We start from the raw sequence: 25,734 nt of genomic DNA on the forward strand, positions 1-25,734 counted from the left end.
AGGTTTCTTAACATCGAATTAGGGTTATAGGCCATAGATGAAGTTTTAGTTACGTGGTTATTTACATTTCATCAATTTATTTTGCTTTTATCTTTTGTTAAACAGCCATTTAATTTATAGATTCGGTAGTTGTAGGGGCTACCAAGTTACCTCTGCAACCCCTAATTAAATTAACCCGTTACTTTTTCAAGCTCGCCTGTGCGCCATGGTTCAATGATGATTTTGATATGGTCGTTTGGTTTAAATAAGGTATCAAATGCACCTTGTACGCCGTCTATGCCGACTTTACCAGTACGCATTTTTTGCCATGCAATTTTGCCTGACGCGATGTTCTCAAGTGATTGTGCAAACTCTTCTGGCTGGTAGTAATAAGAGAAAATAAGGTCTAACTCTTTCACTGTGGCATAGGCAAAGTTAACATTTAGTGGCGCGGTATGTACACCTGTTACAATGATTTTTGCTTTTGCTGGTGCACGCAAAATGTAGTCGTTCAATAAGCGGCTTACACCGGCACATTCAAAAATAACGACCTTGTTGTTACCCGCAAGTGCTGTGGCCGTAGCAACTTCATCATCCGCCATAGGGTTAACATATTCTGTGGCACCAAATTCAAGGGCAATTTGTTTTTTGCTCTCTTGTGGATCAGAGGCAATGATGTGTTTTACGCCTTGAAGCTTTAACGCGGCAATCGCGGCAAGGCCAATTGGGCCACAGCCAACCACAATAGCTACATCATCATTATTCATTTGTGCGCGGTTCACTGCGTGCAGGCCAACAGCAAGTGGCTCTGTAATGGCTGCTGCTTCTGATGGAACAGCATCAGGAATAGGTAATAGCAAGGCTTCATCAACAATAAAGTACTCAGAATAGGCACCATATAGCCCAGGGGTTACACCTACGCCAGCGCCGCCCGCAGAAAGTAAAATTGGCACTGAGGTTACACGGGTGCCTTTCGCTAATTCGCCTTTAGTATTTGGACCGTAGCTAACAATTTCTGCCGCGTACTCATGGCCTAATAATACTTCTTGGTCATCGCCTGCATCTTTAGCCATGATGCCAAGGTTTTTATAGATATCGAATACATCGCTGGTGTGGCGGGTTATATGAATATCAGAACCGCAAATGCCGCAAGCTAGGCTTTTTACCAGTACTTGGCCGGGTCCAGGTGTAGGGATATCAATTTGTTTTACATGCAGCTTGCCATTTTGCATGGCAACAGAATTCATTTGGCTCATATATGTGTCCTCAATTCACCTTAATTGTGAATTATTAGACTAAAGTAAAGCGCCTGCCTTAATCTTGACTTTTTACGACAAAAACACAGCTTATTACGACATGTCTGTTTATAAACTGCTCATTGTGGAATCTTTAAAGTAAAAACCCTTAAAGTGATAAGGGTTTTTACTTTATTAAGTCTTAGCCGAAGTAGGCTGTATTGAGGTATAAATGAGTTAAAACACCAGCAAAGTAACCTAGTAAAATGACCGGCGACCATTTTAAGTGGCTATTAAAGGTGTATATCCCTCGCGCTTGACCCATTAGTGCAACTCCTGCCGCAGAGCCAATTGATAACAGGCTGCCACCAATTCCTGCTGTTAGCGTAATAAGCAGCCATTGACCGTGCGACATATCAGGCATCATTTGTAATACTGCAAACATCACTGGAATGTTATCGACTACCGCTGACATTAAACCAAGAATAATGTTCGCACCGGTAGCAGACCAGTTGTTATAAAGTAAGTCAGAAAGCAGAGCTAAGTAGCCGATAAACCCTAAGCCGCCAACACAAATAACGATGCCATAGAAGAACAAGAGCGTGTCCCACTCGGCTCTCGATACACGGCTAAATACATCAAAAGGAACAACATTACCTAAGCGAGATAAGCGTTCTTTATCACCTTCGCGCTCTGCCATCGCACGCTTTCTGGCAAGAGAGCCGGGGAGTGTCACGCGTAAGAAGTAACCAAAAAACTGTAAATAGCCAAGACCCATCATCATGCCCACAACCGGTGGTAAACCAAAGGCGGTTTTTAGCACCACCGCGGTGAGTATTGTCAGTAAGAATAAGCACAATATGCGAAGCGCACCGCGTTTAAGTTCAATATCTTCATCGGCCGTATCCGGATGACGGTTATTGATAAATAAAGACATAACAAATGCAGGAATAATATAGCTGACTAAAGCTGGTAGGAATAAAACAAAAAACTCGGTAAAGGCAACAACATCTGCTTGCCAAACCATCAGTGTCGTGATGTCACCAAATGGGCTGAATGCGCCACCGGCATTTGCGGCTATTACAATATTGACGCACGACATAGCAATGAAGCGGTTATCATTTGCTGCTACCTTCATTACCACTGCACATAAAAGTAGGGCGGTAGTTAAGTTATCGGCTACAGGTGAAATACAAAATGCCAGTACACCGCTTATCCAAAATAATTGTTTGTAGCTAAAGCCCCTCGCAACCAGCCAGCTTCTTAGGCCATCAAATAAACGACGCTCTTCTAGGGCGTTGATATAGGTCATCGCAACGAGCAAAAATAGCATTAACTCCGAAAATTCTAACAAGGCGTGACGAAATGCGTCGGTGCTAAGATCAGATAAGTTTTGTGCACTGTACTGCCAAGCAATAAGGGTCCAAATAATCCCGGCTGCAACCAATACGGGTTTTGATTTGCGTAAGTGAATTTTTTCTTCGAGTATGACGAGCACATAAGCAAAGATAAATATAACAAGGCAGATAATGCCAACAGGGTGGGTGAGTAAATCGATAGTACCAGTTGACGCAGCATGAGCTTGGCCACCGAAACATAGCAAGGAAAGGAGCAATCCTTGTGTTAGTTTTTTCATTGTATATTCCAATTAAATCATCTTAATTTCGTTACGGTTTAAGTAAATGTAGCTGCAGACATTTTAGATTCATTCTTTGCTTTATGTAACAAATTGGTAACTAAGATGTTGGTATTTTGAATATAAATACGGGTGATGGCGAGAGCAGACCAGTTGTGTAATTTATAATTTAATCAATGTGTTGTGGTTTTAAAATAATAAAGGGCTGCAATTAGCAGCCCCAACTTGAAAGTTATGCAAAGTGTTTTTCTAAATCGTCAGAGCCACCAATGTGCTCACCGCCTATGAATACTTGCGGCACTGTCTCACGACCAGAAATCGCTTTTAAACTAGTTAGTGAAGCGTGTTGACCTAATACGATTTCTTCGTACACATAACCTTTCGCCTCTAGTAACGCTTTAGCTTTTGTACAGAACGGGCAATTAGGCTTGGTGATAATGCTCACTGATTCTGGTTTTACCTGTGCTGGGTTAATGTACTCAAGCATGGTATCTGCATCAGATACTTCAAACGGGTCGCCAGGCTTTTGTGGCTCGATAAACATTTTTTCGATAACGCCGTCTTTTACCAGCATAGAATAACGCCAACTGCGCTTACCAAAACCTAAGTCGTTTTTATCGACTAGCATACCCATGCCGTCGGTAAATTCGCCGTTGCCGTCTGGCAATAAAGTGATATTTTGCGCTTCTTGGTTTTGTGCCCATGCATTCATTACGAAGGTATCGTTTACAGAAATACATACAATGTCATCAACACCGTTTTGTTTAAATACAGCCGCAAGCTCGTTATAACGTGGCAAGTGAGTTGATGAACATGTTGGTGTAAATGCACCTGGTAATGCAAATAGCACAACTGTTTTACCTTTAAAAATTTCGTCAGTGGTCATTGATTTCCACTGCTCGTCTACACGTGTTGCGAATGTAACGTTTGGTACTTTTTGGCCTTCGATATTGTTTAACATTGTTTTGATTCCTCTTGATTTGTTGAGTGCCATTATGCGATTTAATTTATGATAGCTCCAATCGTTTGTTTGTATTAGTGTGATAGGTAAAAGCTATTGGTGGTGTGATATGAATTTAAAAGACTTTGAATACGTAAAAGCGGTTGCGCAATACAAGCACTTCAGAAAAGCAGCTGATGCTTGCTATGTCAGCCAACCGACATTAAGCGGGCAAGTTAAAAAGCTTGAACAAGAGCTGGGGGTTGTTATTTTTGACCGTTCAACAAAGCAGGTCACGTTGACTGTGCAAGGTGAACAACTTCTTAAACAGATCACACTGATCCTAGATCAAACCCAAGTGCTTAAAGAAATAGCCGCCAGCTCACATGACCCACTAAAGGGTAAAATCAATGTCGGTATTATTCCTACCATTGCACCTTATTTACTGCCAACACTTTTAACTTCTATGAAGCAGGCCTTTAGTGAAACCCAGTTTTCATTTATAGAAATGCAAACAGCGCAAACGCTGGTGGCCCTTGATAATGGTGAGATTGATATTGCAATTGTTGCTGATGTGGCTGATTTAGCGCCTTATCATGTGTCACCGCTTTATAAAGAAGACTTCTTAGTTGCGGTTTCTGAGCAACACGCTTTAGCAAAACATATCGAAGTTGCCTTAGCTCAATTACATGAATGTGACTTATTAATGTTAAACGAAGGGCATTGCTTTAAAGAGCAAGCAGAGCAATTTTGTTTTTCAGCTGGGGTTGAAGTCTCGAACCAATATAAAGGTAACAGTATTGAAACCTTACTCGCCTTGGTAGCAATGGATGATGGGGTAACCTTTGTTCCTAAGCTTGCATGTACACCACGTGAAGGAGTGAAGTACTTAGCTATAACACCTAATCAGCAACGCCAAGTTGTCATTGCAACTCGTAAGCACTACCCACATATAGCTGGTGTTGAGCAATTAGCTAGTTGGCTAAATGCTCATCAAGGCCTACAAGCTCATTTACTCGCTAGCAGCTAATTCAACAATATCGTTAATTTGAATGTTAGGTAGTGGTTGCTTATCTATACTCATGGCAACCGCTGATTGCTGATAAAGCTGAGTCACTTTTACCTGGTTAAGTGTGGTGATTTTGTGCGGAAGCTTATTACCCTGTGCATCCGTTAGGTAATTATGATGGGCTATATTTAAAATTTGCCCTTGCTCAAGCCCATGCGCCTTACCCAAGTTGATGATTAGTCTGTCGTTTTCGATATGCAGTATTTTACCTTGCGTGGGTAAGCAGGCCATGGCTGCTTGTAAGTCATAGGTTAGGGTTTGGTTTATATCGCTAATAGCTTGGCCATAGTCAGTTGCCCAAAATCGGTCGCTATATACATCGATGATCTCAGTCTTTTTATACGGCCAAATACCTTCTGTTTGGTAGCTTTTTTGCCAGAGCTTTTCGTAAGTGGTGCCATCAAATAAGACGTAATCTACTTTGTATGCACGCTTGAAACTATCATCTTGCCAAAATGCATAATCGTTGTTGATCTTATGGTTAACCGATAAATCACGAATACGGCTCAGTAATACATATTGCGAGTTACTGCGGCTAGTGATCTCTTCAAGTAGTGCATTACTGTAATCGTATTGCTGAGTGAAAAAATGATCTACTCGCAACGGCATATTGTAATAGGCTGTCGGTTTAGCTGCCATTTGCGTATTACTTAAGCTGGCATATAAGTGTTCACTAATGGCTTTGTTTACGTCAAAAATTTGGCCCATACGCGCTTGCTCGCGATTGGCGAGTTGGCTTTGTGTCACGGCAATAAATTTGGTGTATTGGTTTGCAGGGCATTCTTCTGCTTGGGCAAAAATATCGAGGCGAAGCGTGATGGCATAGGTGTCGTTATGGCGATCTTCGCTGATCAATTCTATTTTCTGGATTTCACCATGGCTGCTTATTTTCAGCTGATCTTGCGTCAAAACCCCGTCAACTAGTGTCTGTACAGAGCTTACTCGAGCGCCAGAAAAGACTAAAGCCTGAGTTATGGCGTCTTTAATGGCGGCAGATTTGGCTTGGCTCGTATCGCCATTTTTTACAACTGCATGGCCTGTAGATTCAAACCACTGAGCTAAGCTATTGTTAGAAAACAAAATTGTAAAGGCTAAGCCAAGGCCTTTTAAGCTGGCTATTGTTTTATTTTTCATGCTGACACCTAGCATTAAAACCAATGAATAACCTAAATGAGCAAGGACTGTACCACAGTGGCATTAAACGTGCATATTTGTAGCCAAAGAGTTTTAAGCGGAAGCAAATTATGCGAGCACTTCTATTCGGTGGGCTGGTTGCCTGCGCAGCATTAACCGGCTGCAGTAGTATTTTTGATAAACATGTAGAATACACTTACATTGAGCCAGATAGCTACCCAGTGTTAAAAGCCGTGGGTTATGCGCCAATTAGTGCTCAACCAGGTAGCAATGAATCGCAGCGTACTCTACTTGCGATTAAAGCCTCAAAGCTTGAAGCTTACCGCGAGCTCGCTGAGCAAGTTTACGGGCAAAGAATTTCCGCAGGCACTACAGTGCAAAACAGCATTGCTCATAATGATCAATTACAAAGCCAAGTACAAGGTGTGATCAAAGGTGCACAGGTTATTAAAACCTATGCAGTAGGGGATACCTACGCAACTGAATTACAGCTCGATATGAAGCGAGTGCACGATTTATACATCGGCGAAGTAAAACCGCGCCAAGTGAAAAAAGTAACATATTATTAGGTGCAACTAATACCAACCCGCAATAATACTTAATCATTTTGAGGGATAAAACCTGTCGCTAACTGCGTTAAAAATTTCTCATTTAGAACAACTAAATAACGAAATTTTTGCCTTGTTATCAACGAGGTTTTATTGCCTCAAAATAGACTACTTAATTAAGCGGATTGGTATAAGTCTAGCTGCAGCCTATTGCTTGCCGTATAAGTCCAGCAAATTCTGCAAGCATTAAAAAAGCGCGATAACTTAGTTATCGCGCTTTTTTAATGAAATAGTATTTAGGCTTTCAAGTTGTGAACGATTTTCTTATCGCCTTGAATCACGCTGCCGCCTTGGTCGTAGGTCATCGATGATGGTGCACCGATTAAAATATCTTTAAGTTGCTTAACACTCAACTGTGCTTGATGAGCCGCGTGAGCGTTTACATCATTTTTCTTCTTGCAGCTTGCTAGGAGAGTATTTACTTGCTTAATGAGTGCATTTACTTCGTCATCTTGCGATTCGTTGTGCGCAACAAGCTTTTGCACTTCTTTATCAATGGTTTGAATTTGTTGGAGCAAAGAGATTTTTTGTTGGGCAATACTCTTTAATCCGTCACCACGCTTTGCAGCAATGGCTGTCAACTCATCATCTAACAGCGCAGCAATAGACTCCAAGCACGAAACTTGTTGTGTTAATTTGCTAGCTATTAAATGATTATGATCAGCCATAGACATCAAACTCGAATGCAGCGATGTTCTTTGCTAGCTTTTCAGCATCAATTTGGTATTTACCCTCACTGATTGCTTTTTTCAGCTCAGCCACTTTATTGCTATCAAAGCCAGATGATTGCTCTGCTTTTTCTTGCAAAGATTTTAGCTGTTTAGCTTGAGGAGTTAAGCTAACAGAATCTGCACTTGCTTTTGGTGCGGCCGATTTTGCAGCGGCTGCATTAGCATTATCTTTTTGTAAATCAAGCTTTTTTTGCTTGGTATTTGTCAACACAGAAGGCTGTTGTTGACCATTATTGACATTGCTTACCATAATTTTGACCTATACATTACCCAACATATGCCTTTATATCGGCGGGCACAGCGGATACTTTAGCATAAATATAAAAAATTAAATATTTACTTGTACAGACTCGACCCCATCCACACGTGCATTTAATACTTTACCTGATTTTTTGTTTTTTACACGTACTAATTCGTCTAACGTGCCATCTTCTAGAGCAATTCCGGTGGTTTTAATTCTTAAGCCGCGTAATGAAGCATAGATAGTTACATTATCGCCTTTACAAACCATACAAACCTGGCTCATAACAATAGGTGTGCCGTCACGTAAATTGCGCTTACTGCGACTGCCAATAAGTATAGCCTCATCTTGAACATATTGTGTTCTAACAAATTGTTTAGGTTTCATTTCGAGGCGTAAATGTTCAGGGCGAATGACCTCTCCACGGGCTAAATTAGTGGTAACAACAACCACAGGTTCGAGCTCAATAATGCGCACGTGAACGTATTGAGTCCAACTATTTAAATCTTGGCACTTAAGTTGTACAGTTACCTGCCGATTAAAAGGAGGCTCAGTTGGTAACTCTTTGTTAATTGGTGACTCACATAACCTCTCAGGAATGCGACTATCTAATGGTAAAGCACTAATTTGAGGTGTGGTGTCCAGATCAGGGAGCTGCTCGCTAACAAAATCGATGGCGATTTGTTGAAGTTGCTCGGTATTATAAACTTCTGCCTGTAGTTGTGTTGTAAACAACAGGCTAGTAAGAAAATAAAAAACACTGTATCTTCGGCTTTTTTTTAACAAACTCATATTGTTTCGACTATGCTTATGGTTGAAAACAAGGTATAAATATTTTGCGTCAAAAAACAGACGCTTTGTAACCTTATGTAGCTTTAACACAAAGAAGGCAATTATTGTTCCAGCTCTGATTGTTTATCTTTAGGAGATTGAAATGGCAGGCATTTTAGACTCAGTTAACCAGCGTACTCAGTTGGTTGGGCAAAACCGCCTTGAATTACTATTATTCAAACTCAGAGGGCGACAACGCTTTGGTATAAACGTGTTTAAAGTAAGAGAGGTTCTGCAATGTCCACCACTTACTAACATGCCCAAATCAAATGCGTACATTCGCGGTGTTGCGCATATCCGTGGTCAAACTATCTCTGTTATTGATTTATCGATGGCTGTAGGTGGCCCTGCAATTGAAAATATCAAAGACAGTTTTATCATCATTGCTGAGTACAACCGTTCAGTGCAAGGGTTTTTAGTTGGTGGCGTTGAACGAATCGTGAATATGAACTGGGAAAAAATAATGCCGCCGCCTTCGGGAGCCGGACGTTATTCTTACCTAACTGCGGTCACTGAGATTGAAAACGAATTAGTTGAAATTCTCGATGTAGAAAAGATATTAAACGAAATTTGCCCAGTTAACACTGAAGTGAGTGCTGAAGTAGTTGGTGAAGGTGAGATTCAGCGTGACTTAGGTGAGCGTATTGTCTTTATTGCTGATGACTCTGCAGTAGCTCGAAACCAAGTTAAGCGTGCGCTTGAACCTCTAGGTGTACAAACTGAACTAGCTAAAAACGGAAAAGAAGCGCTTTTACGTTTAAGAGAGATTGCTCAGCTCGATTGTCAAAATGATATTACTGAACGTGTTGGTCTATTAATATCTGATGTAGAAATGCCAGAAATGGACGGTTATACCTTAACCGCTGAAATTAAGGCTGATCCAAAATTATCACCTTTGCATGTGATCTTGCATACCTCTTTAAGTGGGGTGTTTAACCAAGCAATGATCGAAAAAGTGGGTGCTGATGATTTTATTGCAAAATTTAACCCAGATGAATTAGCGACAGCTGTGAAGAAGTGGGTTCATTGTGATTAATTATTTATAGGTGGTATTACTTTGGAAAATAAGCATTTACAACAAAGCGAATACGATCAATTCCGCTCTTTTTTAGAGCAACAATGTGGCATTGTGCTTGGCGATAATAAACTTTATTTAGTTAAAAGCCGCCTTGCGCCGCTTATGGCGCGTTTTAATGTTGAGTCTTTATCACAGTTGGTAAGTAAAACACTAAGCCCTCATGAGAGGCAGCTTCGTGCCGCTGTCGTTGATGCGATGACAACCAATGAAACGCTTTGGTTTCGTGATCAATATCCGTTTGAGTTATTGAAAACAAAACTATTTCCTGAGCTTAAAGATGTGCGTAGGCCACTAAAAATATGGTCAGCGGCAAGTTCATCAGGACAAGAGCCGTACTCAATTGCCATGTCTGTTGCCGAGTTCCAATCTAAAAATCCAGGCGTATTAAAGATGGGTGCGCAAATTATTGGCACTGATATCTCTAATACCATGCTTGATATGTGCAAGAATGCTGAGTATGACTCACTAGCCCTTGCTCGTGGCTTGTCGATGGAGCGTCGTCAAAAGTTCTTCAAGGACAGCGGTAATGGAATGGCTCAGGTAGTTGACCCTATACGTAAAATGGTCAGCTTTAGACATTTAAACTTACTCGATTCATATGCCCTAATGGGCAAGTTTGACATCATATTTTGCCGTAATGTGTTGATTTACTTTTCACCAGAAGTAAAAGCTAAAATCATTTCGCAATTTGCTCAAGCTTTAAACCCGAAAGGTTACCTGTTTTTAGGTGCGTCAGAATCAATGGCGGGCTTAAGTGATAGCTTTGATATGGTTCGTTGTAACCCGGGTATCATCTATCAGAAAAAGTAAACTCTCCTTAGCAACCTAGCCCTTAGGTTGCTAAATTTACCTATTTTTCAGTCTCTTATATAAATTAAATTGCTCCTGAATTTTTGGCTTAGCTTTTGCATTAACCACTACAGAGTCAATTTTTTGGAGATGGTTATGGCTATCAGTTTTGATAAAGCATTTGGTGTTCATCCTCATGCGATGTTGATCCGTTCACAACGCGCTGAGTTATTAGCGACAAATATCGCTAATGCTGATACGCCGGGCTATAAAGCGAAAGATATCGATTTTGCCTCGGCATTAAAAGCGGCAAAAAGCAACCAACAAGGCGGCAATAGCATGGTAAGAACCGATGCTAAACATATTGCCGGGGGCAGTCGTTTTGTTGGCAGCGCAGAAATGTTTCGTACGCCAAATCAAGCAGATACAGGTGATGGTAACTCAGTCGATATACAAGTGGAACGAAACTTGTATGTACAGAACTCATTAGAGTATCAGGCAAGCCTGCAATTTATGAGTAGTAAAATTAAAGGCCTTAAAAAAGCCCTCGGTAGTCAAGGAGCTTAATCATGAGTTTGTATAATGTTTTTGATATTTCAGCAACCGGTATGAGCGCGCAAAATGTTCGCTTAAATACTACTGCCAGTAATATCTCGAATGCGAATACGATTAGTTCTAGCCAAGATCAGACATATCGAGCGCGCCACCCTGTTTTTGCTGCAGAGTTGACTAAAGCGTCAGCATCACAAAGCAATCCTCAGGGCTCTTCTGTTGGCGTTAAAGTGTTAGGCATTGTAGAGAGTGATAAACCTCTACAAATTGAATATAACCCGAACCACCCAAGTGCGGATGAAAATGGTTATATCTACAAACCTAACGTTAATGTTGTAGAAGAAATGGCAAATATGATTTCAGCCTCTCGCTCTTACCAAACAAATGTGCAAGTTGCTGATGCAGCTAAGCAAATGTTAAGTAAAACACTGTTGCTTGGGCAGCGGTAACCGAGGATAAGTTATGAGTAACGACATCAGCAGTGCGTCATCAACGTATTTAGATAATTTACGTTGGCAAGACAATCAAAATAAAACAGAAGAGAAAGATGATACTTTAACGCAAGAAGACTTCTTCTCACTTTTAACACAACAGTTGTCGTTTCAAGACCCAAGCAAGCCTGCTGACAACGATCAAATGATTGCGCAGATGACGAATTTCACTATGGCTGAGGGTATTTCAAACTTAAATGAGAAGTTTGAATCACTGACTGCATCAATGACATCTAACTCTGCGTTACAGGCTTCAACGCTCGTTGGTAAGCAAGCGTTACTTGAGTCTGACACCATTGATTTTGATGGCGAAAATCTAGCTAAAGGGTCGGTGGTTGCAGAAACCGCTGTTGAATCTTTAACGCTAAGAATAACGGATTCATCAGGCCAGTTAGTGCGTACCATTGAATTAGGTTCTCAGTCAGCGGGTGCACTTCGTTTTGAATGGGATGGTAAAGACAATGATGGCAATGTGCTACCTGAAGGTGAATATGACATCAGTGCTGAAGGCTTTGTAAATGGAGACTACAGCAGTATGCCAATGGCGACCTTTAAGAATATTGAAAGTGTCAATATTAATGGCGCAAGCGGCATTATCGTAAATACAAAAGAGGGTGCGGTTAGGCTAACTGATATAGCTGAAATCGCATAAGTAAAAAAAGGTTTGGGTTAGCTTAGGCTAAGAGATAGGTTAGAGGTGAGTTATGAGCTTCAATATAGCATTAACAGGCTTAGCAGCCGCGCAAAAAGATTTAGACGTTACAGCAAATAATATTGCTAACGTTAATACTACGGGCTTTAAAGAGTCTCGTGCAGAGTTCGCTGATGTATACGCATCATCAGTATTTAGTTCTGGTAAAACAAAAAATGGTGACGGTGTAAGAACGACAATGGTGGCACAGCAATTCCACCAAGGCTCGTTATCTTTCACAAATAACTCTCTTGACTTAGCGATCACTGGTGAAGGTTATTTCGCAATGGCGAATGACCTAGGCGCGCAAGACTTCACATATACTCGTGCAGGTGCGTTTAAACTAAACCAGGATAACTTCATTGTTGATGCAAGCGGTAACTACTTACAAGGTTTCCCTGTTGATGAAGCAACCGGTGATACCACTTCTGTTAGCTTAAGTACATCTTCAGCGTTACAAATTCCTGATGCATCAGGTTCACCGCGTGCAACCACGAATGTTTATTCATCATTTAACCTTGATTCACGTGCCTCTGCGCCAACAGTGACACCGTTTGATCCTGAATCAAGTGCTACATATAATAGTTCAACATCAACAACTGTGTATGATTCATTAGGTGAGCCACATATTTTACAGTTCTTCTTCGTTAAAACTGATGCAGCTGTGACAGGTAATGACAATGAGTGGCAAGTATACGCCACACTGGATGAAAAACCATTTGATGCAAGTGGTGTAGAGCAAACAACAACGCCTTATACACCACTAACTACATTCCAATTTGATTCAAGTGGTTTACCACTTAACACGGATGGTGTTGCTAATACTGATGCATCATTTAACCCATTAACTTTACCAAATGGCGCAGGCGCTGCGACAGGTTTATCTGACTTACTATCTAATGGTGCTAGTTTCCCTGATGATGTAACGATGAACTGGCGTGATGAAGCGGCAACAGCGAATAAAGTACCTACTCAATATGCTAGTAACTTTGAAGTAAAAGCACTGGAACAAGATGGTGCGACTGTAGGTCGTCTATCAGGTATCGATATCGGTTCTGACGGTAAAATTGTTGCTTCATACAGTAATGGTGACACTTCATTCTTAGGTCAAGTTGCCATGGTACGCTTTTCGAACTCACAGGGTTTACAACAAGTGGGTGATACTTCTTGGAAGAAGAGTTTAACGTCAGGTGAGCCTATTGCTGGCGAACCAGGTTCAGGTACCTTGGGTTCAATTAACTCATCTGCGCTTGAACAATCAAACGTAAACCTAACTAACGAACTTGTTGACTTGATTAGTGCGCAGCGTAACTTCCAAGCAAATTCACGTGCGCTTGAGGTTAACTCAACACTACAGCAAAACATCCTACAGATCCGTTAATTTTAACGGCTCTAAGCTTAATCCGACACGAAGGCTGCTCCCTCTATTGGCAGCCTTTTTTCATTCTAATTATTCATTTTTCTCTTCTATTTTAGCGTCAATTTTACTTTGGCACTTTTATTGCATTTCTTAGTTATCGTATTTTTAGTGAGTCAATGTTATGGACAAAATGGTCTACATTGCCATGTCGGGTGCTAAACAAAGTTTGCGAGGTCTTGAACTCAAGGCCAACAACCTTGCTAATGCTAACACCACTGGCTTTAAAGCTGATTTTGCACAAGCTCGCTCTATGCAAGCCTTCGGTGAAGGTCTGCCATCTAGGGTGTTTGCAATGCAAGAACGCCCTGGATCTAATATGGAATCGGGTGGTTTTGTTGAAACTGGCCGCGAGCTTGATATCGCGATGAGTGACCGTGGTTGGTTGAGTGTACAAGATGCATCAGGCAATGAGGCGTACACCAAAACTGGCACATTAAACATTACTCCAGATGGCGCGTTGATCACTAGCCATGGCCGTCAAGTAATTGGCGAAGGTGGTCCAATCATTTTGCCATTACCTATCGAGAAAGTTGAGTTTAGTGAAGACGGTGCTATTCAGGTTCGCCCACAAGGAGCGCCAGCAAACTTTTTGGAAGTGGTTGATCGCTTAAAAGTGATTGAGGCTGATAACACTCAGCTTGAAAAAGGTAATGACGGTTTATTTCGACCAAAAGAAGACATGTTGGTCAATGACCTTTGTGGTTTTTGTGATATTTCACCAAACGTAAAAGTACTGTCGGGTACGCTTGAAATGTCGAACGTAAACCCAGTGCATGAAATGGTCGACATGATCAGCAATCAACGCCAATTTGAATTACAAGTTAAATTAATGAAAACAGCCGAAGAGCTCGACGAGCGTCAAGATCAGCTGTTACGCATTGTTTAAGATGACTGAGAGGGTAGAGTTATGAATCCTGCATTATGGATCAGTAAAACCGGGCTTGACGCCCAGCAAACCGATATTTCGGTGATCTCAAATAATCTCGCGAATGCCAGCACGGTAGGCTATAAAAAAAGCCGCGCCGTATTTGAAGATTTACTATATCAAAACATCAATCAACCAGGTGGTCGTTCATCTCAAGACACTGAAATGCCATCGGGTTTAATGCTTGGTGCCGGTGCCAAAGTGGTAGCTAACCAAAAGAACTTTTCACAAGGTAACATGCTTACCACTGAAAATTCATTGGACTGGATGATTTCAGGACCAGGTTTTTTTGAAGTGCAATTGCCAGATGGCAACATTGCCTATTCGCGTAACGGTCAATTCACGACTGACGAAGATGGCCGCATTGTAACGTCGGGCGCAGGTTTTCCTTTACAGCCGGAAATGAATGTTCCAGACGATGCGCAATCAATCACTGTTTCACAAGATGGTGAAGTGTCAGTGCGTATTTCAGGGCAAGCAGACAACGTGGTCATTGGTCAGCTAACGATTAGTGATTTTATTAATCCATCGGGTCTTGAGCCTATGGGACAAAACTTATACACCGAAACCGCTGTGAGTGGTGCGCCTGTGCAAGGTAACCCAGGTATCGATGGTTTAGGTACGGTGGTTCAAGGTTCTCTAGAAACGTCTAATGTGAATGTAACTGAAGAGCTTGTTAACTTGATCGAAACACAACGAATTTATGAAATGAATTCAAAAGTGATTTCAGCGGTTGATGAAATGCTTAGTTACATCAATCAACAGCTTTAATGGGTAGGAGGCAGCATGCGTAATATTATCTTAGTCACATCGGCAGCATTAATGCTGGGTGGTTGTATGACAACGCAAAATCATCATGTGGTTCAGGATGACCCTTACTATGCGCCTATGTACCCTGAGCCAACAACAGAGCCGATGGTACCAACGGGTTCGTTGTTTGATAGTTATTCAGCAGATGACTTGTACTCAGATAAAAAGGCACTGCGTGCTGGCGATATCATTACGGTTAAATTGCAAGAGTCAACGCAAGCCACCAAAGCCGCTAAAACCGAAACCGATAAAGAAACGGACGCCAGTTTAGACCCTGTTATAGGCCTTGGCGGTAATCCGGTGAATATTGGTGGTGATAGCATACAGTTTGGTATTGGTTCTGGGGCATCGTTTAAAGGTGATTCAAAGTCTAATCAATCAAACAGCTTATTTGGTGATATTTCTGTCAATGTGATGCGTGTTTTACCTAATGGAAACTTGGTTATTCGCGGTGAAAAATGGCTCACTTTGAATACCGGTGAAGAATTTATTCGCCTTGAAGGCTTAGTTCGTCCTGAAGATGTTCAAGCAGATAACACGGTCACATCAAACCGTATTGCTAATGCGCGAATTCAATACTCAGGTAAAGGGCAAATTCAAGAAACACAAAGTGCAGGTTGGCTGTCTCGTTTCTTTAGTAGTTCGCTTTTCCCATTTTAGAGGAATAAAGTCATGAATGGGTTTAAATACATCATCGCTCTTTGCTTAATTAGCCTGCAGTTTTCTGCACAGGCTGAGCGAGTCAAAGATGTATCTATGGTTGAGGGCGTGCGCGCAAACCAATTAGTGGGTTATGGTTTGGTTGTCGGTTTGCCTGGCACAGGTGAACAAAGCCGATTTACTCAACAAAGCTTTAAAGCCATGCTGAATGGTTTTGGTATTACCTTACCTGATAGCTTAAAACCTAAGATTAAAAATGTTGCAGCTGTGGCTGTGCATGCAGAGTTACCGGCATTTAGAAAACCCGGTCAAACCATTGATATTACGGTTTCGTCTATCGGTAGTGCGGGTAGTTTACGTGGCGGTACCTTATTACAAACCTTCCTGAAAGGGGTTGATGGCAATACTTATGCAATTGCACAAGGCAGCTTAGTTGTAGGAGGTCTAGGTGCTGAAGGGGCAGACGGTAGCCGTGTAATTATTAACACACCCACAGTGGGCCGTATTCCAAACGGTGCCATTGTAGAGCGTGCTATTAAGAGCCCGTTTATGCAAGGTGACTACATTACCTTTAATTTAAATCGTCCTGATTTCACAACGGCTAAACGCTTAGAGCAAACTATTAATGATTTAGTGGGTCCTGACAGTGCTCAGGCAATCGATGCAGCTTCAGTACGAGTGTTAGCACCGCGAGATGCTTCTCAACGTGTTGCTTATTTGTCGACACTTGAAAACTTAGAGTTTAAGCCAGCAGACACAGCAGCAAAAATTATTGTGAACTCTCGCACAGGCACAATAGTGATTGGCAAAAACGTGAAGCTACAGCCTGCGGCGATTACACATGGTGGTTTAACGGTCACCATTGCTGAGCAGCAAAATGTGTCACAGCCAAATGCTTTAAGTGATGGTGAAACTACCGTTACCAATCAAAGTATTATTGATGTGAACGAAGATGATTCTCGTGCTTTTGTATTTAATCCAGGTGTTAATCTTGATGATCTCGTGCGTGCAATCAATGAAGTTGGGGCCGCACCGGGTGATTTAATGGCAATCCTTGAAGCTTTAAAAGAAGCGGGGGCGATAAACGGGCAACTGGTTATCATTTAAATTAAAACGCGCTTTCGAGCGCGTTTTTTGTTTCTATACCTTAATCGTTCAGTGTATAAACATCAGCCAAAATCTTGGCTCTGAAGTTACTCCATTCCTGTATCAGTTATTAGCCATTCATTTATAAAGTTTTTTATTGGCGCAATTTTTGCATTTTAAATTTCATTATTAACTATTGTGTCAAAAAGCTGATGGATACTAATCATCTCGACAAGCAAAACTTTTTTGATTTAGGCAACTTAGACTCGTTACGTCAAAATGCTTTAAAAAGTGATGCCTCTAGCGATGCGTCTAAAGAGGCGCTGAAAAAAGCGGCGGCACAATTTGAATCTATCTTCACTCAGATGCTGCTTAAAAGTATGCGTAAAGCAAATGAAGCGTTTGAAGATAAAGACAGCCCATTTAATTCAAGCGGCGTTAAATTTTTTGAAGAGATGCATGACCAACAAATGTCGGTTGAGCTTTCATCAAATGGTTCGCTGGGTCTAGCTGACTTGATTGTTCAGCAACTCTCGCCAGACGGTAAAGAGTTTACACCAGGTTCTGTACTTAGAACGACGGCTGACTTTGCTAGTGATAAACGCGCAAGCGGTGCTGTTGATAGCACTACTGAGGCTAAGGCTAAACCACAAACTGTCGAGGATACATCAGCGAACGAGCAATCAGAAAATCGCTTTGAAGATGCTGAATCTTTCATTAGCTCTGTTTGGGAGCACGCTAAAAATGCTGCTGAGAAAATTGGCTTAAACCCAGCTGTGATGGTTGCTCAAGCAGCACTTGAAACGGGCTGGGGTAAACACATCATCAGTAAAGCTGATGGCACAAGTAGTAACAACTTATTCAATATTAAATCGGATAGGAGCTGGCAAGGTGATAAAGCAAGCAAAGTCACGCTTGAGTTTGAACAAGGTGTGCCAGTTAAAAAGCAAGCAAGTTTTCGCTCTTATCAATCGATTAAAGACAGTGTGAACGACTTTGTGGATTTTTTAAATGAAAACCCACGTTATCAAGAAGCACTTAATAATACCGCAGAACCTGCTGCCTTTTTAGATTCGTTACAAAAAGCAGGCTATGCAACAGATCCAAATTATGCCGATAAAATTAAGCAGGTATTGAAGCGCGTTGAGCTTCAAAGCGTCGCTGCTTCATTGGTACGTTAAGGAGTAGACCCTCATGTCATTTAGCTTATATGACATAGCAAATGCCGGTGTAAGAGCTAACTCTGAGCTTTTACAAACCACCAGTAAAAACATCGCCAACGTTAATACCGAGGGCTATGTGCGTGAGCGTACTGAGTTCACAACCATGATCGATAACCAAGTCGGCCGTGGTGAAACGTATCGCTTACTAAATGAATTTGCACAAAAGCAATTAAATAGAGATACCTCTAATAAAGCGTTCTTTGATCAGTTTGTAACTGAAGCAAGCCGTGTAGATAGCTTGTTTTCAGAAGAGTCAAACAGCTTATCAACGAGCGTAAATTCGTTTTTTAACAATGTACAAGAAAGCTTAAACCAACCGTCATCAACAGTAGCTCGTTCACTGGTCATGACGGATGCACAAAATTTGATTGATCAAATGGACAGATTATCGAGCATTGTGGTTGACCAAAAAGCAGTAGTAAATGAGCAGCTAGAAATCTTTTCAGATGAAGCAAATAACCTGATCCAAAATATCAGTGATTTAAATACCAAGATTGCTTCGGTTCATGGTACTGATCGTGAGTCAGTATCAAGTGGTTTATATAATGAACGTGATAAAGCAATTCGTGACTTATCTGAGCTGATTGATATTGAAACACTCGATGGTAATAACGGCGAGAAACAAGTGTATTTAGGCTCTGGTCAAGCACTTGTCATGCAAAGTGGCACATTTAATCTGTTTTCATTCAGTGGCGATCCTGATCCGAACTTTAAAGAATTAAAACTTGATGTAAACGGTGGCAAAGCCGTGCCGCTTGAAGTTGATGTGAGTAAATTGAAAGGCAAAATTGGTGGCTTACTGGCATTTCGTGACGATATTTTAGTGCCAGCGCAAAACCAACTTGGTCAAATGGGCTTAGCATTAGCCGATGCCTTTAACCAACAAAATAGCTTAGGTATGGACGCTAATGGTGAAATTGGCGGCGATATTTTTGCTATTCCAACGGTAGATGCGTTTGGTTATCAAGCCAATACGGGCACATCAACAATGACGGCAACCCTTGAACCTGGTAAAGGCAGCGAATTGCCAGCAAGTGACTTTATCGTTACTTATACCAGTGCAACCACTGTTGAGATTCAGGCAATCGATAATAAAGGTGAGCCTATTGGCACCGCATCTACAGCGAATGTGACTGCCGGTGTGATTGACTCATCAACTATTACGGGTGGTGAAGCGTTTGGTTTACAACTCAACGTATCAGGAGCTGCAAATACTGGTGACCAATTTATGGTTAAGTTGAACTCTCAGGCTGCAACTAGCTTAGAGCTTGCAACTGAACGTCCTGAAGATTTAGCGTTAGCATCACCTATTCGAACTGCGAACGATATCAATAATACCAGTGATGCAAGTATTTCTGCTGGCACAGTGTCCGATATTGACAACTCAACGGGTATTACCGTGGGTCCTCCACCGAGTTTGGCGAATGGCGATATCACGTTAGTGAAAACGGCGAATGCTAACGAGTATCAAATTACAGATGGTAACGGTACATCGACCTTTACCATTACACCACCTGCTGAAAATATTCTTGCTCAAGCAGGGGCGCCATATGATACCTACGGATTTGACTTCAATATTGAAGGATCACCTGCAACAGGTGACACCTTCACAGTAGAGTTTAACACTGGTGGATTTGATGATAACCGTAATGGTTTGCTATTGGCCGATTTACAAAATGGTGAGCTAGTGCGTCAAAATGTTGAAGCAAGTAGTACAGCCGATAATCATAAAACGTTTAATCAAGCCTATTCTGGCATTGTCACTGATATTGGTGTAGTGACTAGTCAAGCCCAAACGAATGGCGCGGCCTTTACAGCATTGGCTGATCAGTCTGAAGCTTGGTATGAATCACTATCAGGTGTAAACCTTGATGAAGAAGCGGCAAATTTACTGCGCTTTCAACAATCGTATGCTGCATCAGCACAGGTACTTTCAACAGCACGTACTATTTTTGACACCTTATTAAGTGCGGCGAGGTAATTATGCGTATTTCAAATAACATGATGTATAAGAATAACCTTAATTCTATTCTTAACTCACAACAAAATGTAAACAAAGCGCAAGAGCAGGTTAATACCCAAAAGCGTGTATTAACTGCTGCTGACGATCCTTCCGCAACGGCTCGCGCGTTACTTTATACAGATCGCATTCAGGGTAATGAACAGTTCACAAAAAACATTACTATGCTGAATAGCCGCCTAACGACAGAAGAAAGTGTGCTGCAAAATATTAAAGGCGCACTTGAGTCCGCCTATACGTTATCGATTCAAGCTGGTAACGGTGCCTATAGTGATATCGACCGTGAAGGTATTGCTGAAGAAGTTAAAGCATTACAAAGTACGGTACTTGATTTGATGAATGCAAAGACCGAAGACGGTAAATTTATCTTTTCGGGTTACCAAGATAATACCCCATCTTATAGCTACAATAGTACGTCTGGTCGCTATGAATATGGCGGCGATCAGGGGCAACACAAGATCAAAGTGGCTGAAGGTGTAGAAATCAAATCAAGTGACAATGGTTTTGATACATTCGAAAAAGTAAATGCTCGACTAAATGTGGCATCAAACGACGGCACTGTGTCCGGCGGTATTACAAGCTCAAAAATTTATGTTACTGAGCAAGCTGATTTCGATAAATTCCATCAGGCAAATTACAACGCTGATCCTGCCGCAGCCGCAAATGCCAATACACTAAGCTTTATTACTACCACAGGCACACCTAATACATTTGTTGTGCAGCAAGCTGGTGTAACGATTGATAGTGGCAGCTTTGAAGACGGCAAAATTATTTATAAGGGGATGAAGGTTACCATTGATCCTGTGGCTAACGGCCAAGTTGATGTTGACCTTGAAGCACCACAAAAAGAGAATGCGTTAAATACTTTGGACGATCTGATTGCAGGGCTAACCAATCCTGATTTAACTCAAGAAGAGTTTGATCAAGTTTTAGCTGATGCCATTGTACAACTCGATAATGCCAAAAATCAGGTTTCACTTGTTCAGGCCGGTTTGGGTGGTCGCTTAAATACAGCCAAGAAAATTGAACAATCAAACGGTGACTTAGATACTAGCAATAAAGCTGCAAAAGCTGAGCTTGTTGAGCTTGATATGGCTGAAGCGATTACTGAACTCACCAAACAGGAAACATCACTTCAAGCTGCACAGGCAACATTTGGCCGTTTGGCTAACCTCTCATTATTTGATTACTTATAATTTTTGTAGGTTAAGCTTATTTAATAAGCTTAACCTACAAAACCTTCCTTAAGCTTCACACTTTAAAAGCGGTTTTAACGCACTCTTTGTCGCGTTTTGATCTTCAGCAATACTTCACAGCAACGATTTTATTGACAACCAGAAGCTATGTTTAGTTAAAAGTGTTAAATATTTTTACTTTAAATACAGTGCGTTAAATGAAAAATGAAAAATTGTTTAAAAATTCACTAAAGGATTTTTTGAGCGGACCGATAACTTAATTAACCAAGCAGAGTAACAAATAACAGTTACCGCTTAATTAGAGTAAGTTTGAGAGTAAATGATAAGTTTACTTCGGGAGAAATATCATGGCACTTTATGTAAATACAAATGTTAGTTCATTAAACGCTCAAAGACAATTAATGAATTCAGGTAACTCACTTGATACTTCATTCAAGCGTTTATCATCAGGTCTTCGTATCAACAGCGCAGCTGACGATGCGGCAGGTCTACAAATTTCAGACCGTTTAACATCGCAAATTAACGGTCTTAACCAAGGTAACCGTAATGCGAACGACGGTATCTCTTTAGCTCAAACAGCTGAAGGTGCACTAGACGAAGTAACATCAATGTTCCAACGTATTCGTACATTATCACAGCAAGCTGCTAATGGTTCAAACACAGATGAAGATCGTTTAGCGCTTCAAGAAGAAATTCGTGCACTTTCTAAAGAAGTAAATCGTGTCGCTGAAGATACTACTTTTGGTGGCCAAAACCTTCTTAACGGCACTTATGATGCTAAATTCCAAGTCGGTGCTGACGCAGTTCAAACGATTGGTTTTAGCATGAAAGATGTTGGTGCTACAACTTCAGGTGCAAATACAATTTCAGCGAATGGCGGCTTTACGATGTCTGGTATCGCAGGTATTGCAAGTGCGGTAACTGGGGAAACCCTTAGCGCAACTACTGGAACGATTAGTGCTGAGGTAGGTGCGGCTCCAGATGACAGTAGTTTTGCTGATGTATTCACCAAAGAAGGCATAAGTGTATCTTCACAAGCAAATGCTCAAGCTGTAATGGCTGGTATGGATGCATTAATCGCGGTAGTTGATAAAAAACGTGCTGAGTTAGGTGCGGTGCAAAACCGTTTTCAATCAACTATTCGTAACCAATCGAATATCTCTGAAAACCTAAGTGCTGCTCAGTCTCGTATCAAAGATACTGACTTTGCACAAGAAACGGCTAACTTAACTAAGATGCAAATCTTACAACAAGCTAGCCAAACAATCTTGAGTCAAGCTAACCAACGTCCTCAAGCGGCACTAAGCTTATTAGGTTAATAGTTGGGGAATTTGAGCCAAAGTGAAGTCAAAACTTTGACTTAAAGAAAAGCGCCTTTGTCTAATGGGGTATTAACAAAGGCGCTAAGATAGGATTATAAAGCGGAGGCGCTCAAAATCCTGATAGTAGTGTTCTAACATTTGTAAGAACATAAAATATAAAGCACAGATTATGCCATAATTTGTGTTATTAAACCCACTCTTAAACTTATCTCTCTTAAGGCTCCTACATGGAGCCTTTTTCGTTCCTTTTTTAAACTAAATTAATAGTTGGCCTATTAATTGCTCTATTTACTTCAAGTTAATTAACTAACCAGCAAAGTGGCAGTTTTTTGCCCCAGGCGACTTAGATTTGCCGCTGTAAGGGTCACTTTGTCAAATTCACTTTTTGAAAGTGACTTTACTTTGACAGATAAGAAGAGAGTTTATTATGGCTTTATATGTAAATACTAATGTTAGTGCACTAAACGCACAAAGACAGTTAGATAGAACAGGTACAGATTTAGATACCTCGTTTAAGCGCCTGTCATCAGGCTTACGTATTAACAGTGCTGCTGATGATGCGGCTGGTTTACAAATTTCTGACCGTCTACAATCACAAATTTTGGGTTTGAATCAAGGTAACCGAAATGCGAATGATGGCATTTCACTTGCTCAAACTGCTGAGGGGGCCTTAGAGGAGATAACTTCAGCTTTCCAGCGTATTCGAACTTTGTCGCAACAAGCTGCAAATGGCTCGAATACTGATGAAGACCGCTTAGCAATTCAAGAAGAGATAAGACAACTATCTTCTGAGGTAAATAGAATTGCGACAGACACGACATTTGGTGGACAAAACTTGCTGGATGGGAGTTATCAAGCGAGCTTTCAAGTAGGTGCTGATGCAGTACAAACAATCGGTTTTAGTATGCGAGAGATTGGTGCTAGTTCATCTGGTCAAAATTCAGTTTCCTCAAACGGCGGTTTTACTCTTTCAGGTATAGCAAGTGTAGCTAGCGCAGTATCTGGTGGAGCGTTATCTTCTACTACTGGAACTATCAGTGCTTCGGTTGGTGCAGCTGCTGATAATACGTCATTTGAGGATGTTTTTACTGAAGATGGTATTAGTGTTTCTTCTCAAGCTAATGCACAAGCTGTTATGGCTGGTATGGATTCCTTAATCGCAGTTGTTGATAAAAAGCGTGCAGAGCTAGGTGCAGTGCAAAACCGTTTTCAATCGACTATTCGTAACCAAGCAAATATTTCAGAAAACTTATCTGCTGCAAAATCGCGTATTAAAGATGCTGATTTCGCAGCTGAAACAGCTGCACTAACTAAAAATCAAATTTTACAACAAGCAAGCCAAACAATTTTAGGTCAAGCAAATCAAAGACCTCAAGCGGCTCTAAGCTTATTACAAGGTTAAAATTTAAAAAATAGTTAAAAAATTTACAAATAAAGCTAAAGCTTTCGCTTTATCAGACGATAAATGAGTTAGAGAACTATCAATCTAGGACTCTATGTCGGTTAAATAGCAGGGTAGGGGTATCCCGCTGTTTAGCTATAAAATGATAAAGCGGAGGCTAATATGGCTTTATATGTAAACACTAATGTGAGTTCTTTGAACGCACAGCGCCAGCTAATGAAATCTGGTAACTCTTTAGATACTTCTTTCCAACGCCTTTCATCAGGTTTACGTATTAACAGTGCAAAAGACGATGCTGCAGGTATGCAGATTGCTAACCGTCTTACAAGCCAAGTTAATGGTTTGAATCAAGGTAACCGAAATGCGAATGATGGTATTTCACTTGCACAAACAGCTGAGGGTGCACTTGATGAAGTAACATCAATGTTCCAACGTATTCGTACTCTAGCACAACAAGCATCGAACGGTTCGAATACTGATGAAGACCGTCTAGCTCTTCAAGAAGAGATTCGCTCTCTTTCTAAAGAAGTGAATCGTGTCGCCGAAGATACTACTTTCGGTGGTCAAAACCTACTAGATGGTTCATATGATGCTAAATTCCAAGTCGGTGCTGACGCAGTTCAAACGATTGGCTTTAGTATGAAAGATGTTGGTGCTACAACTTCAGGTGCAAATACAATTTCAGCGAATGGCGGCTTTACGATGTCTGGTATCGCAGGTATTGCAAGTGCGGTAACTGGGGAAACTCTTAGCGCAACTACTGGAACGATTAGTGCTGATGTAGGTGCGGCTCCAGATGACAGTAGTTTTGCTGATGTATTCACCAAAGAAGGCATAAGTGTATCTTCACAAGCAAATGCGCAAGCTGTAATGGCAGGTATGGATTCTTTAATTGCCGTTGTTGATAAAAAGCGTGCAGAGCTAGGTGCGGTGCAAAACCGTTTCCAATCTACTATTCGTAACCAATCAAATATTGCTGAAAACTTAAGTGCTGCGAAATCACGTATCCAAGATACAGACTTCGCGACTGAAACTGCTAACTTAACTAAGATGCAAATCTTACAGCAAGCGAGCCAATCAATCTTAAGTCAAGCAAATCAACGCCCTCAAGTAGCACTTTCACTACTAGGCTAATATTTGTTTTATAAGTCACTTCAGACTCAGGAAATTTGCTTTGAAGTGGCTTATACTTAACGAGTAAGATATTAAGAGGTGTTACTATGATAGATCTTAATTCAACACAAAGGTCTAATGATAACCTTGATACCAGTGGAAATTCTGCAAATTTAAAAGCTGAAATCGATGATATTAAAGCAAATAAAGGCACAGAACTTGCTGGAAGAGAGGCGGTGGATATTGAGCTGGTTTCTAAACAAAATGAGCAAAAAGACAAAAAAGATCTAATTGCCGAAGTAAAACAAAACTTAGAAAAGCTTAATAGTTATATCCCAGTTACATCAACAAATTTAATTTTTGAATTTGATGAAAAAGGGGATCCACCCATTATCAAAGTTCTTGATAAAGAAAATGATGAAGTAATTCGAGAAATTCCAACAGAAGAATTTCGAGAAGTGGCTAAAGCTTTAGAAGAGTTTGCCGATAAATTAAGCAATAAAGGTTTGTTGTTCGATAGAACTGCATAAAGTTAATATTTTAGGAGTATTA

General features: G+C 41.0%; 26 protein-coding genes. 19 read left to right on the plus strand and 7 right to left on the minus strand.

The window, feature by feature from the left end:
- Positions 1-170: 170 nt before the first annotated feature.
- From EXT43_RS06600 to EXT43_RS06610, 3 genes are all read right to left on the minus strand, one after another.
- On the minus strand, positions 171-1,235 hold the full coding sequence (locus tag EXT43_RS06600) for a zinc-binding dehydrogenase (protein ID WP_130166617.1): 1,065 nt from the start codon (positions 1,233-1,235) through the stop codon (positions 171-173).
- Between the two features lie 181 nt (positions 1,236-1,416).
- Positions 1,417-2,850 (minus strand): sodium:proton antiporter NhaD, encoded by a 1,434-nt coding sequence (gene nhaD / locus EXT43_RS06605; RefSeq protein ID WP_082422933.1) that lies wholly within the window; start codon positions 2,848-2,850, stop codon positions 1,417-1,419.
- A gap of 232 nt (positions 2,851-3,082) precedes the next feature.
- Positions 3,083-3,811: a glutathione peroxidase gene (locus EXT43_RS06610; protein ID WP_062566773.1), complete on the minus strand. Its 729-nt coding sequence runs from the start codon at positions 3,809-3,811 to the stop codon at positions 3,083-3,085.
- A 109-nt stretch (positions 3,812-3,920) separates the two neighbouring features.
- Between EXT43_RS06610 and EXT43_RS06615 the strand changes: the two genes are divergently transcribed.
- Complete coding sequence (locus tag EXT43_RS06615; protein ID WP_130166618.1) at positions 3,921-4,820, plus strand: LysR substrate-binding domain-containing protein; 900 nt, start codon at positions 3,921-3,923, stop codon at positions 4,818-4,820.
- Here EXT43_RS06615 and EXT43_RS06620 read toward each other — a convergent pair.
- Positions 4,803-5,993, minus strand: a complete 1,191-nt coding sequence (locus EXT43_RS06620; RefSeq protein WP_130166619.1) for a flagellar assembly protein FlgT — start codon at positions 5,991-5,993, stop codon at positions 4,803-4,805. The genes EXT43_RS06615 and EXT43_RS06620 overlap by 18 nt on opposite strands.
- A 110-nt stretch (positions 5,994-6,103) precedes the next feature.
- Here EXT43_RS06620 and EXT43_RS06625 point away from each other — a divergent pair, with 110 nt between their 5' ends.
- Positions 6,104-6,562 carry an LPP20 family lipoprotein gene (locus EXT43_RS06625; RefSeq protein WP_054562225.1) on the plus strand — a complete coding sequence of 153 codons (459 nt, stop codon included), beginning with the start codon at positions 6,104-6,106 and terminating at the stop codon, positions 6,560-6,562.
- 275 nt (positions 6,563-6,837) lie between these two features.
- Here the strand turns inward: EXT43_RS06625 and EXT43_RS06630 are convergent, their stop codons facing one another.
- The 3 genes from EXT43_RS06630 to flgA form a co-directional block, all read right to left on the minus strand.
- Entirely contained in the window at positions 6,838-7,269 is a 432-nt protein-coding gene (locus EXT43_RS06630; RefSeq protein WP_130166620.1) for a flagellar protein FlgN, read from the minus strand.
- The gene (flgM, locus tag EXT43_RS06635; RefSeq protein ID WP_054553314.1) at positions 7,262-7,582 is read right to left on the minus strand and encodes a flagellar biosynthesis anti-sigma factor FlgM; all 321 of its coding nucleotides are present in this window, start codon (positions 7,580-7,582) and stop codon (positions 7,262-7,264) included. Before flgM ends, EXT43_RS06630 begins: the two co-directional genes overlap by 8 nt.
- Positions 7,583-7,660: 78 nt before the next feature.
- Entirely contained in the window at positions 7,661-8,365 is a 705-nt protein-coding gene (gene flgA, locus EXT43_RS06640) for a flagellar basal body P-ring formation chaperone FlgA (RefSeq protein WP_054562223.1), read from the minus strand.
- A gap of 142 nt (positions 8,366-8,507) precedes the next feature.
- Between flgA and EXT43_RS06645 the strand changes: the two genes are divergently transcribed.
- The 17 genes from EXT43_RS06645 (at position 8,508) to EXT43_RS06725 (ending at position 25,712) form a co-directional block, all read left to right on the plus strand.
- A complete protein-coding gene (locus EXT43_RS06645) occupies positions 8,508-9,440 on the plus strand; it encodes a chemotaxis protein (RefSeq protein WP_054562222.1) in 933 nt (310 codons plus the stop codon).
- Between the two features lie 21 nt (positions 9,441-9,461).
- A complete protein-coding gene (locus tag EXT43_RS06650) occupies positions 9,462-10,292 on the plus strand; it encodes a protein-glutamate O-methyltransferase CheR (RefSeq protein WP_054562221.1) in 831 nt (276 codons plus the stop codon).
- Positions 10,293-10,427: 135 nt separating this feature from the next.
- Positions 10,428-10,838 carry a flagellar basal body rod protein FlgB gene (gene flgB / locus EXT43_RS06655; protein WP_054562220.1) on the plus strand — a complete coding sequence of 137 codons (411 nt, stop codon included), beginning with the start codon at positions 10,428-10,430 and terminating at the stop codon, positions 10,836-10,838.
- A gap of 2 nt (positions 10,839-10,840) precedes the next feature.
- Positions 10,841-11,272 (plus strand): flagellar basal body rod protein FlgC, encoded by a 432-nt coding sequence (gene flgC / locus EXT43_RS06660; RefSeq protein ID WP_054562219.1) that lies wholly within the window; start codon positions 10,841-10,843, stop codon positions 11,270-11,272.
- Between the two features lie 13 nt (positions 11,273-11,285).
- The gene (locus EXT43_RS06665) at positions 11,286-11,966 is read left to right on the plus strand and encodes a flagellar hook assembly protein FlgD (protein WP_062566777.1); all 681 of its coding nucleotides are present in this window, start codon (positions 11,286-11,288) and stop codon (positions 11,964-11,966) included.
- A 52-nt stretch (positions 11,967-12,018) separates the two neighbouring features.
- Positions 12,019-13,386, plus strand: coding sequence for a flagellar hook protein FlgE (flgE, locus tag EXT43_RS06670; RefSeq protein ID WP_058586421.1), 1,368 nt, complete (start codon positions 12,019-12,021; stop codon positions 13,384-13,386).
- A 160-nt stretch (positions 13,387-13,546) separates the two neighbouring features.
- On the plus strand, positions 13,547-14,311 hold the full coding sequence (locus EXT43_RS06675) for a flagellar basal body rod protein FlgF (protein WP_054553307.1): 765 nt from the start codon (positions 13,547-13,549) through the stop codon (positions 14,309-14,311).
- A gap of 21 nt (positions 14,312-14,332) precedes the next feature.
- The gene (gene flgG / locus EXT43_RS06680) at positions 14,333-15,121 is read left to right on the plus strand and encodes a flagellar basal-body rod protein FlgG (protein ID WP_119853538.1); all 789 of its coding nucleotides are present in this window, start codon (positions 14,333-14,335) and stop codon (positions 15,119-15,121) included.
- A 15-nt stretch (positions 15,122-15,136) separates the two neighbouring features.
- The gene (flgH, locus tag EXT43_RS06685; protein WP_054562216.1) at positions 15,137-15,820 is read left to right on the plus strand and encodes a flagellar basal body L-ring protein FlgH; all 684 of its coding nucleotides are present in this window, start codon (positions 15,137-15,139) and stop codon (positions 15,818-15,820) included.
- Between the two features lie 12 nt (positions 15,821-15,832).
- Positions 15,833-16,927 (plus strand): flagellar basal body P-ring protein FlgI, encoded by a 1,095-nt coding sequence (locus EXT43_RS06690; RefSeq protein ID WP_054562215.1) that lies wholly within the window; start codon positions 15,833-15,835, stop codon positions 16,925-16,927.
- A gap of 191 nt (positions 16,928-17,118) precedes the next feature.
- Positions 17,119-18,087, plus strand: a complete 969-nt coding sequence (gene flgJ / locus EXT43_RS06695) for a flagellar assembly peptidoglycan hydrolase FlgJ (protein ID WP_130166621.1) — start codon at positions 17,119-17,121, stop codon at positions 18,085-18,087.
- Between the two features lie 13 nt (positions 18,088-18,100).
- Positions 18,101-20,110, plus strand: coding sequence for a flagellar hook-associated protein FlgK (gene flgK / locus EXT43_RS06700; RefSeq protein ID WP_058586418.1), 2,010 nt, complete (start codon positions 18,101-18,103; stop codon positions 20,108-20,110).
- 2 nt (positions 20,111-20,112) lie between these two features.
- Complete coding sequence (flgL, locus tag EXT43_RS06705) at positions 20,113-21,345, plus strand: flagellar hook-associated protein FlgL (protein ID WP_130166622.1); 1,233 nt, start codon at positions 20,113-20,115, stop codon at positions 21,343-21,345.
- 347 nt (positions 21,346-21,692) lie between these two features.
- Positions 21,693-22,664 (plus strand): flagellin, encoded by a 972-nt coding sequence (locus tag EXT43_RS06710; RefSeq protein ID WP_130166623.1) that lies wholly within the window; start codon positions 21,693-21,695, stop codon positions 22,662-22,664.
- A gap of 430 nt (positions 22,665-23,094) precedes the next feature.
- Entirely contained in the window at positions 23,095-24,069 is a 975-nt protein-coding gene (locus tag EXT43_RS06715; RefSeq protein WP_130166624.1) for a flagellin, read from the plus strand.
- Positions 24,070-24,231: 162 nt separating this feature from the next.
- The gene (locus EXT43_RS06720; RefSeq protein WP_130166625.1) at positions 24,232-25,203 is read left to right on the plus strand and encodes a flagellin; all 972 of its coding nucleotides are present in this window, start codon (positions 24,232-24,234) and stop codon (positions 25,201-25,203) included.
- A gap of 86 nt (positions 25,204-25,289) precedes the next feature.
- Complete coding sequence (locus tag EXT43_RS06725; protein ID WP_130166626.1) at positions 25,290-25,712, plus strand: flagellar protein FlaG; 423 nt, start codon at positions 25,290-25,292, stop codon at positions 25,710-25,712.
- Positions 25,713-25,734: the final 22 nt, after the last annotated feature.

Source organism: Pseudoalteromonas sp. CO109Y (assembly GCF_004208935.1).
Taxonomy (GTDB): domain Bacteria; phylum Pseudomonadota; class Gammaproteobacteria; order Enterobacterales; family Alteromonadaceae; genus Pseudoalteromonas; species Pseudoalteromonas shioyasakiensis.

Coding starts and splice junctions, on each gene's coding strand:
- EXT43_RS06600 (WP_130166617.1), bottom strand. CDS start 1,235: ATGAGCCAAATGAATTCTGTTGCCATGCAAAATGGCAAGCTGCATGTA.
- nhaD (WP_082422933.1), bottom strand. CDS start 2,850: ATGAAAAAACTAACACAAGGATTGCTCCTTTCCTTGCTATGTTTCGGT.
- EXT43_RS06610 (WP_062566773.1), bottom strand. CDS start 3,811: ATGTTAAACAATATCGAAGGCCAAAAAGTACCAAACGTTACATTCGCA.
- EXT43_RS06615 (WP_130166618.1), top strand. CDS start 3,921: ATGAATTTAAAAGACTTTGAATACGTAAAAGCGGTTGCGCAATACAAG.
- EXT43_RS06620 (WP_130166619.1), bottom strand. CDS start 5,993: ATGAAAAATAAAACAATAGCCAGCTTAAAAGGCCTTGGCTTAGCCTTT.
- EXT43_RS06625 (WP_054562225.1), top strand. CDS start 6,104: ATGCGAGCACTTCTATTCGGTGGGCTGGTTGCCTGCGCAGCATTAACC.
- EXT43_RS06630 (WP_130166620.1), bottom strand. CDS start 7,269: ATGGCTGATCATAATCATTTAATAGCTAGCAAATTAACACAACAAGTT.
- flgM (WP_054553314.1), bottom strand. CDS start 7,582: ATGGTAAGCAATGTCAATAATGGTCAACAACAGCCTTCTGTGTTGACA.
- flgA (WP_054562223.1), bottom strand. CDS start 8,365: ATGAGTTTGTTAAAAAAAAGCCGAAGATACAGTGTTTTTTATTTTCTT.
- EXT43_RS06645 (WP_054562222.1), top strand. CDS start 8,508: ATGGCAGGCATTTTAGACTCAGTTAACCAGCGTACTCAGTTGGTTGGG.
- flgB (WP_054562220.1), top strand. CDS start 10,428: ATGGCTATCAGTTTTGATAAAGCATTTGGTGTTCATCCTCATGCGATG.
- flgC (WP_054562219.1), top strand. CDS start 10,841: ATGAGTTTGTATAATGTTTTTGATATTTCAGCAACCGGTATGAGCGCG.
- EXT43_RS06665 (WP_062566777.1), top strand. CDS start 11,286: ATGAGTAACGACATCAGCAGTGCGTCATCAACGTATTTAGATAATTTA.
- flgE (WP_058586421.1), top strand. CDS start 12,019: ATGAGCTTCAATATAGCATTAACAGGCTTAGCAGCCGCGCAAAAAGAT.
- EXT43_RS06675 (WP_054553307.1), top strand. CDS start 13,547: ATGGACAAAATGGTCTACATTGCCATGTCGGGTGCTAAACAAAGTTTG.
- flgG (WP_119853538.1), top strand. CDS start 14,333: ATGAATCCTGCATTATGGATCAGTAAAACCGGGCTTGACGCCCAGCAA.
- flgH (WP_054562216.1), top strand. CDS start 15,137: ATGCGTAATATTATCTTAGTCACATCGGCAGCATTAATGCTGGGTGGT.
- EXT43_RS06690 (WP_054562215.1), top strand. CDS start 15,833: ATGAATGGGTTTAAATACATCATCGCTCTTTGCTTAATTAGCCTGCAG.
- flgJ (WP_130166621.1), top strand. CDS start 17,119: ATGGATACTAATCATCTCGACAAGCAAAACTTTTTTGATTTAGGCAAC.
- flgK (WP_058586418.1), top strand. CDS start 18,101: ATGTCATTTAGCTTATATGACATAGCAAATGCCGGTGTAAGAGCTAAC.
- flgL (WP_130166622.1), top strand. CDS start 20,113: ATGCGTATTTCAAATAACATGATGTATAAGAATAACCTTAATTCTATT.
- EXT43_RS06710 (WP_130166623.1), top strand. CDS start 21,693: ATGGCACTTTATGTAAATACAAATGTTAGTTCATTAAACGCTCAAAGA.
- EXT43_RS06715 (WP_130166624.1), top strand. CDS start 23,095: ATGGCTTTATATGTAAATACTAATGTTAGTGCACTAAACGCACAAAGA.
- EXT43_RS06720 (WP_130166625.1), top strand. CDS start 24,232: ATGGCTTTATATGTAAACACTAATGTGAGTTCTTTGAACGCACAGCGC.
- EXT43_RS06725 (WP_130166626.1), top strand. CDS start 25,290: ATGATAGATCTTAATTCAACACAAAGGTCTAATGATAACCTTGATACC.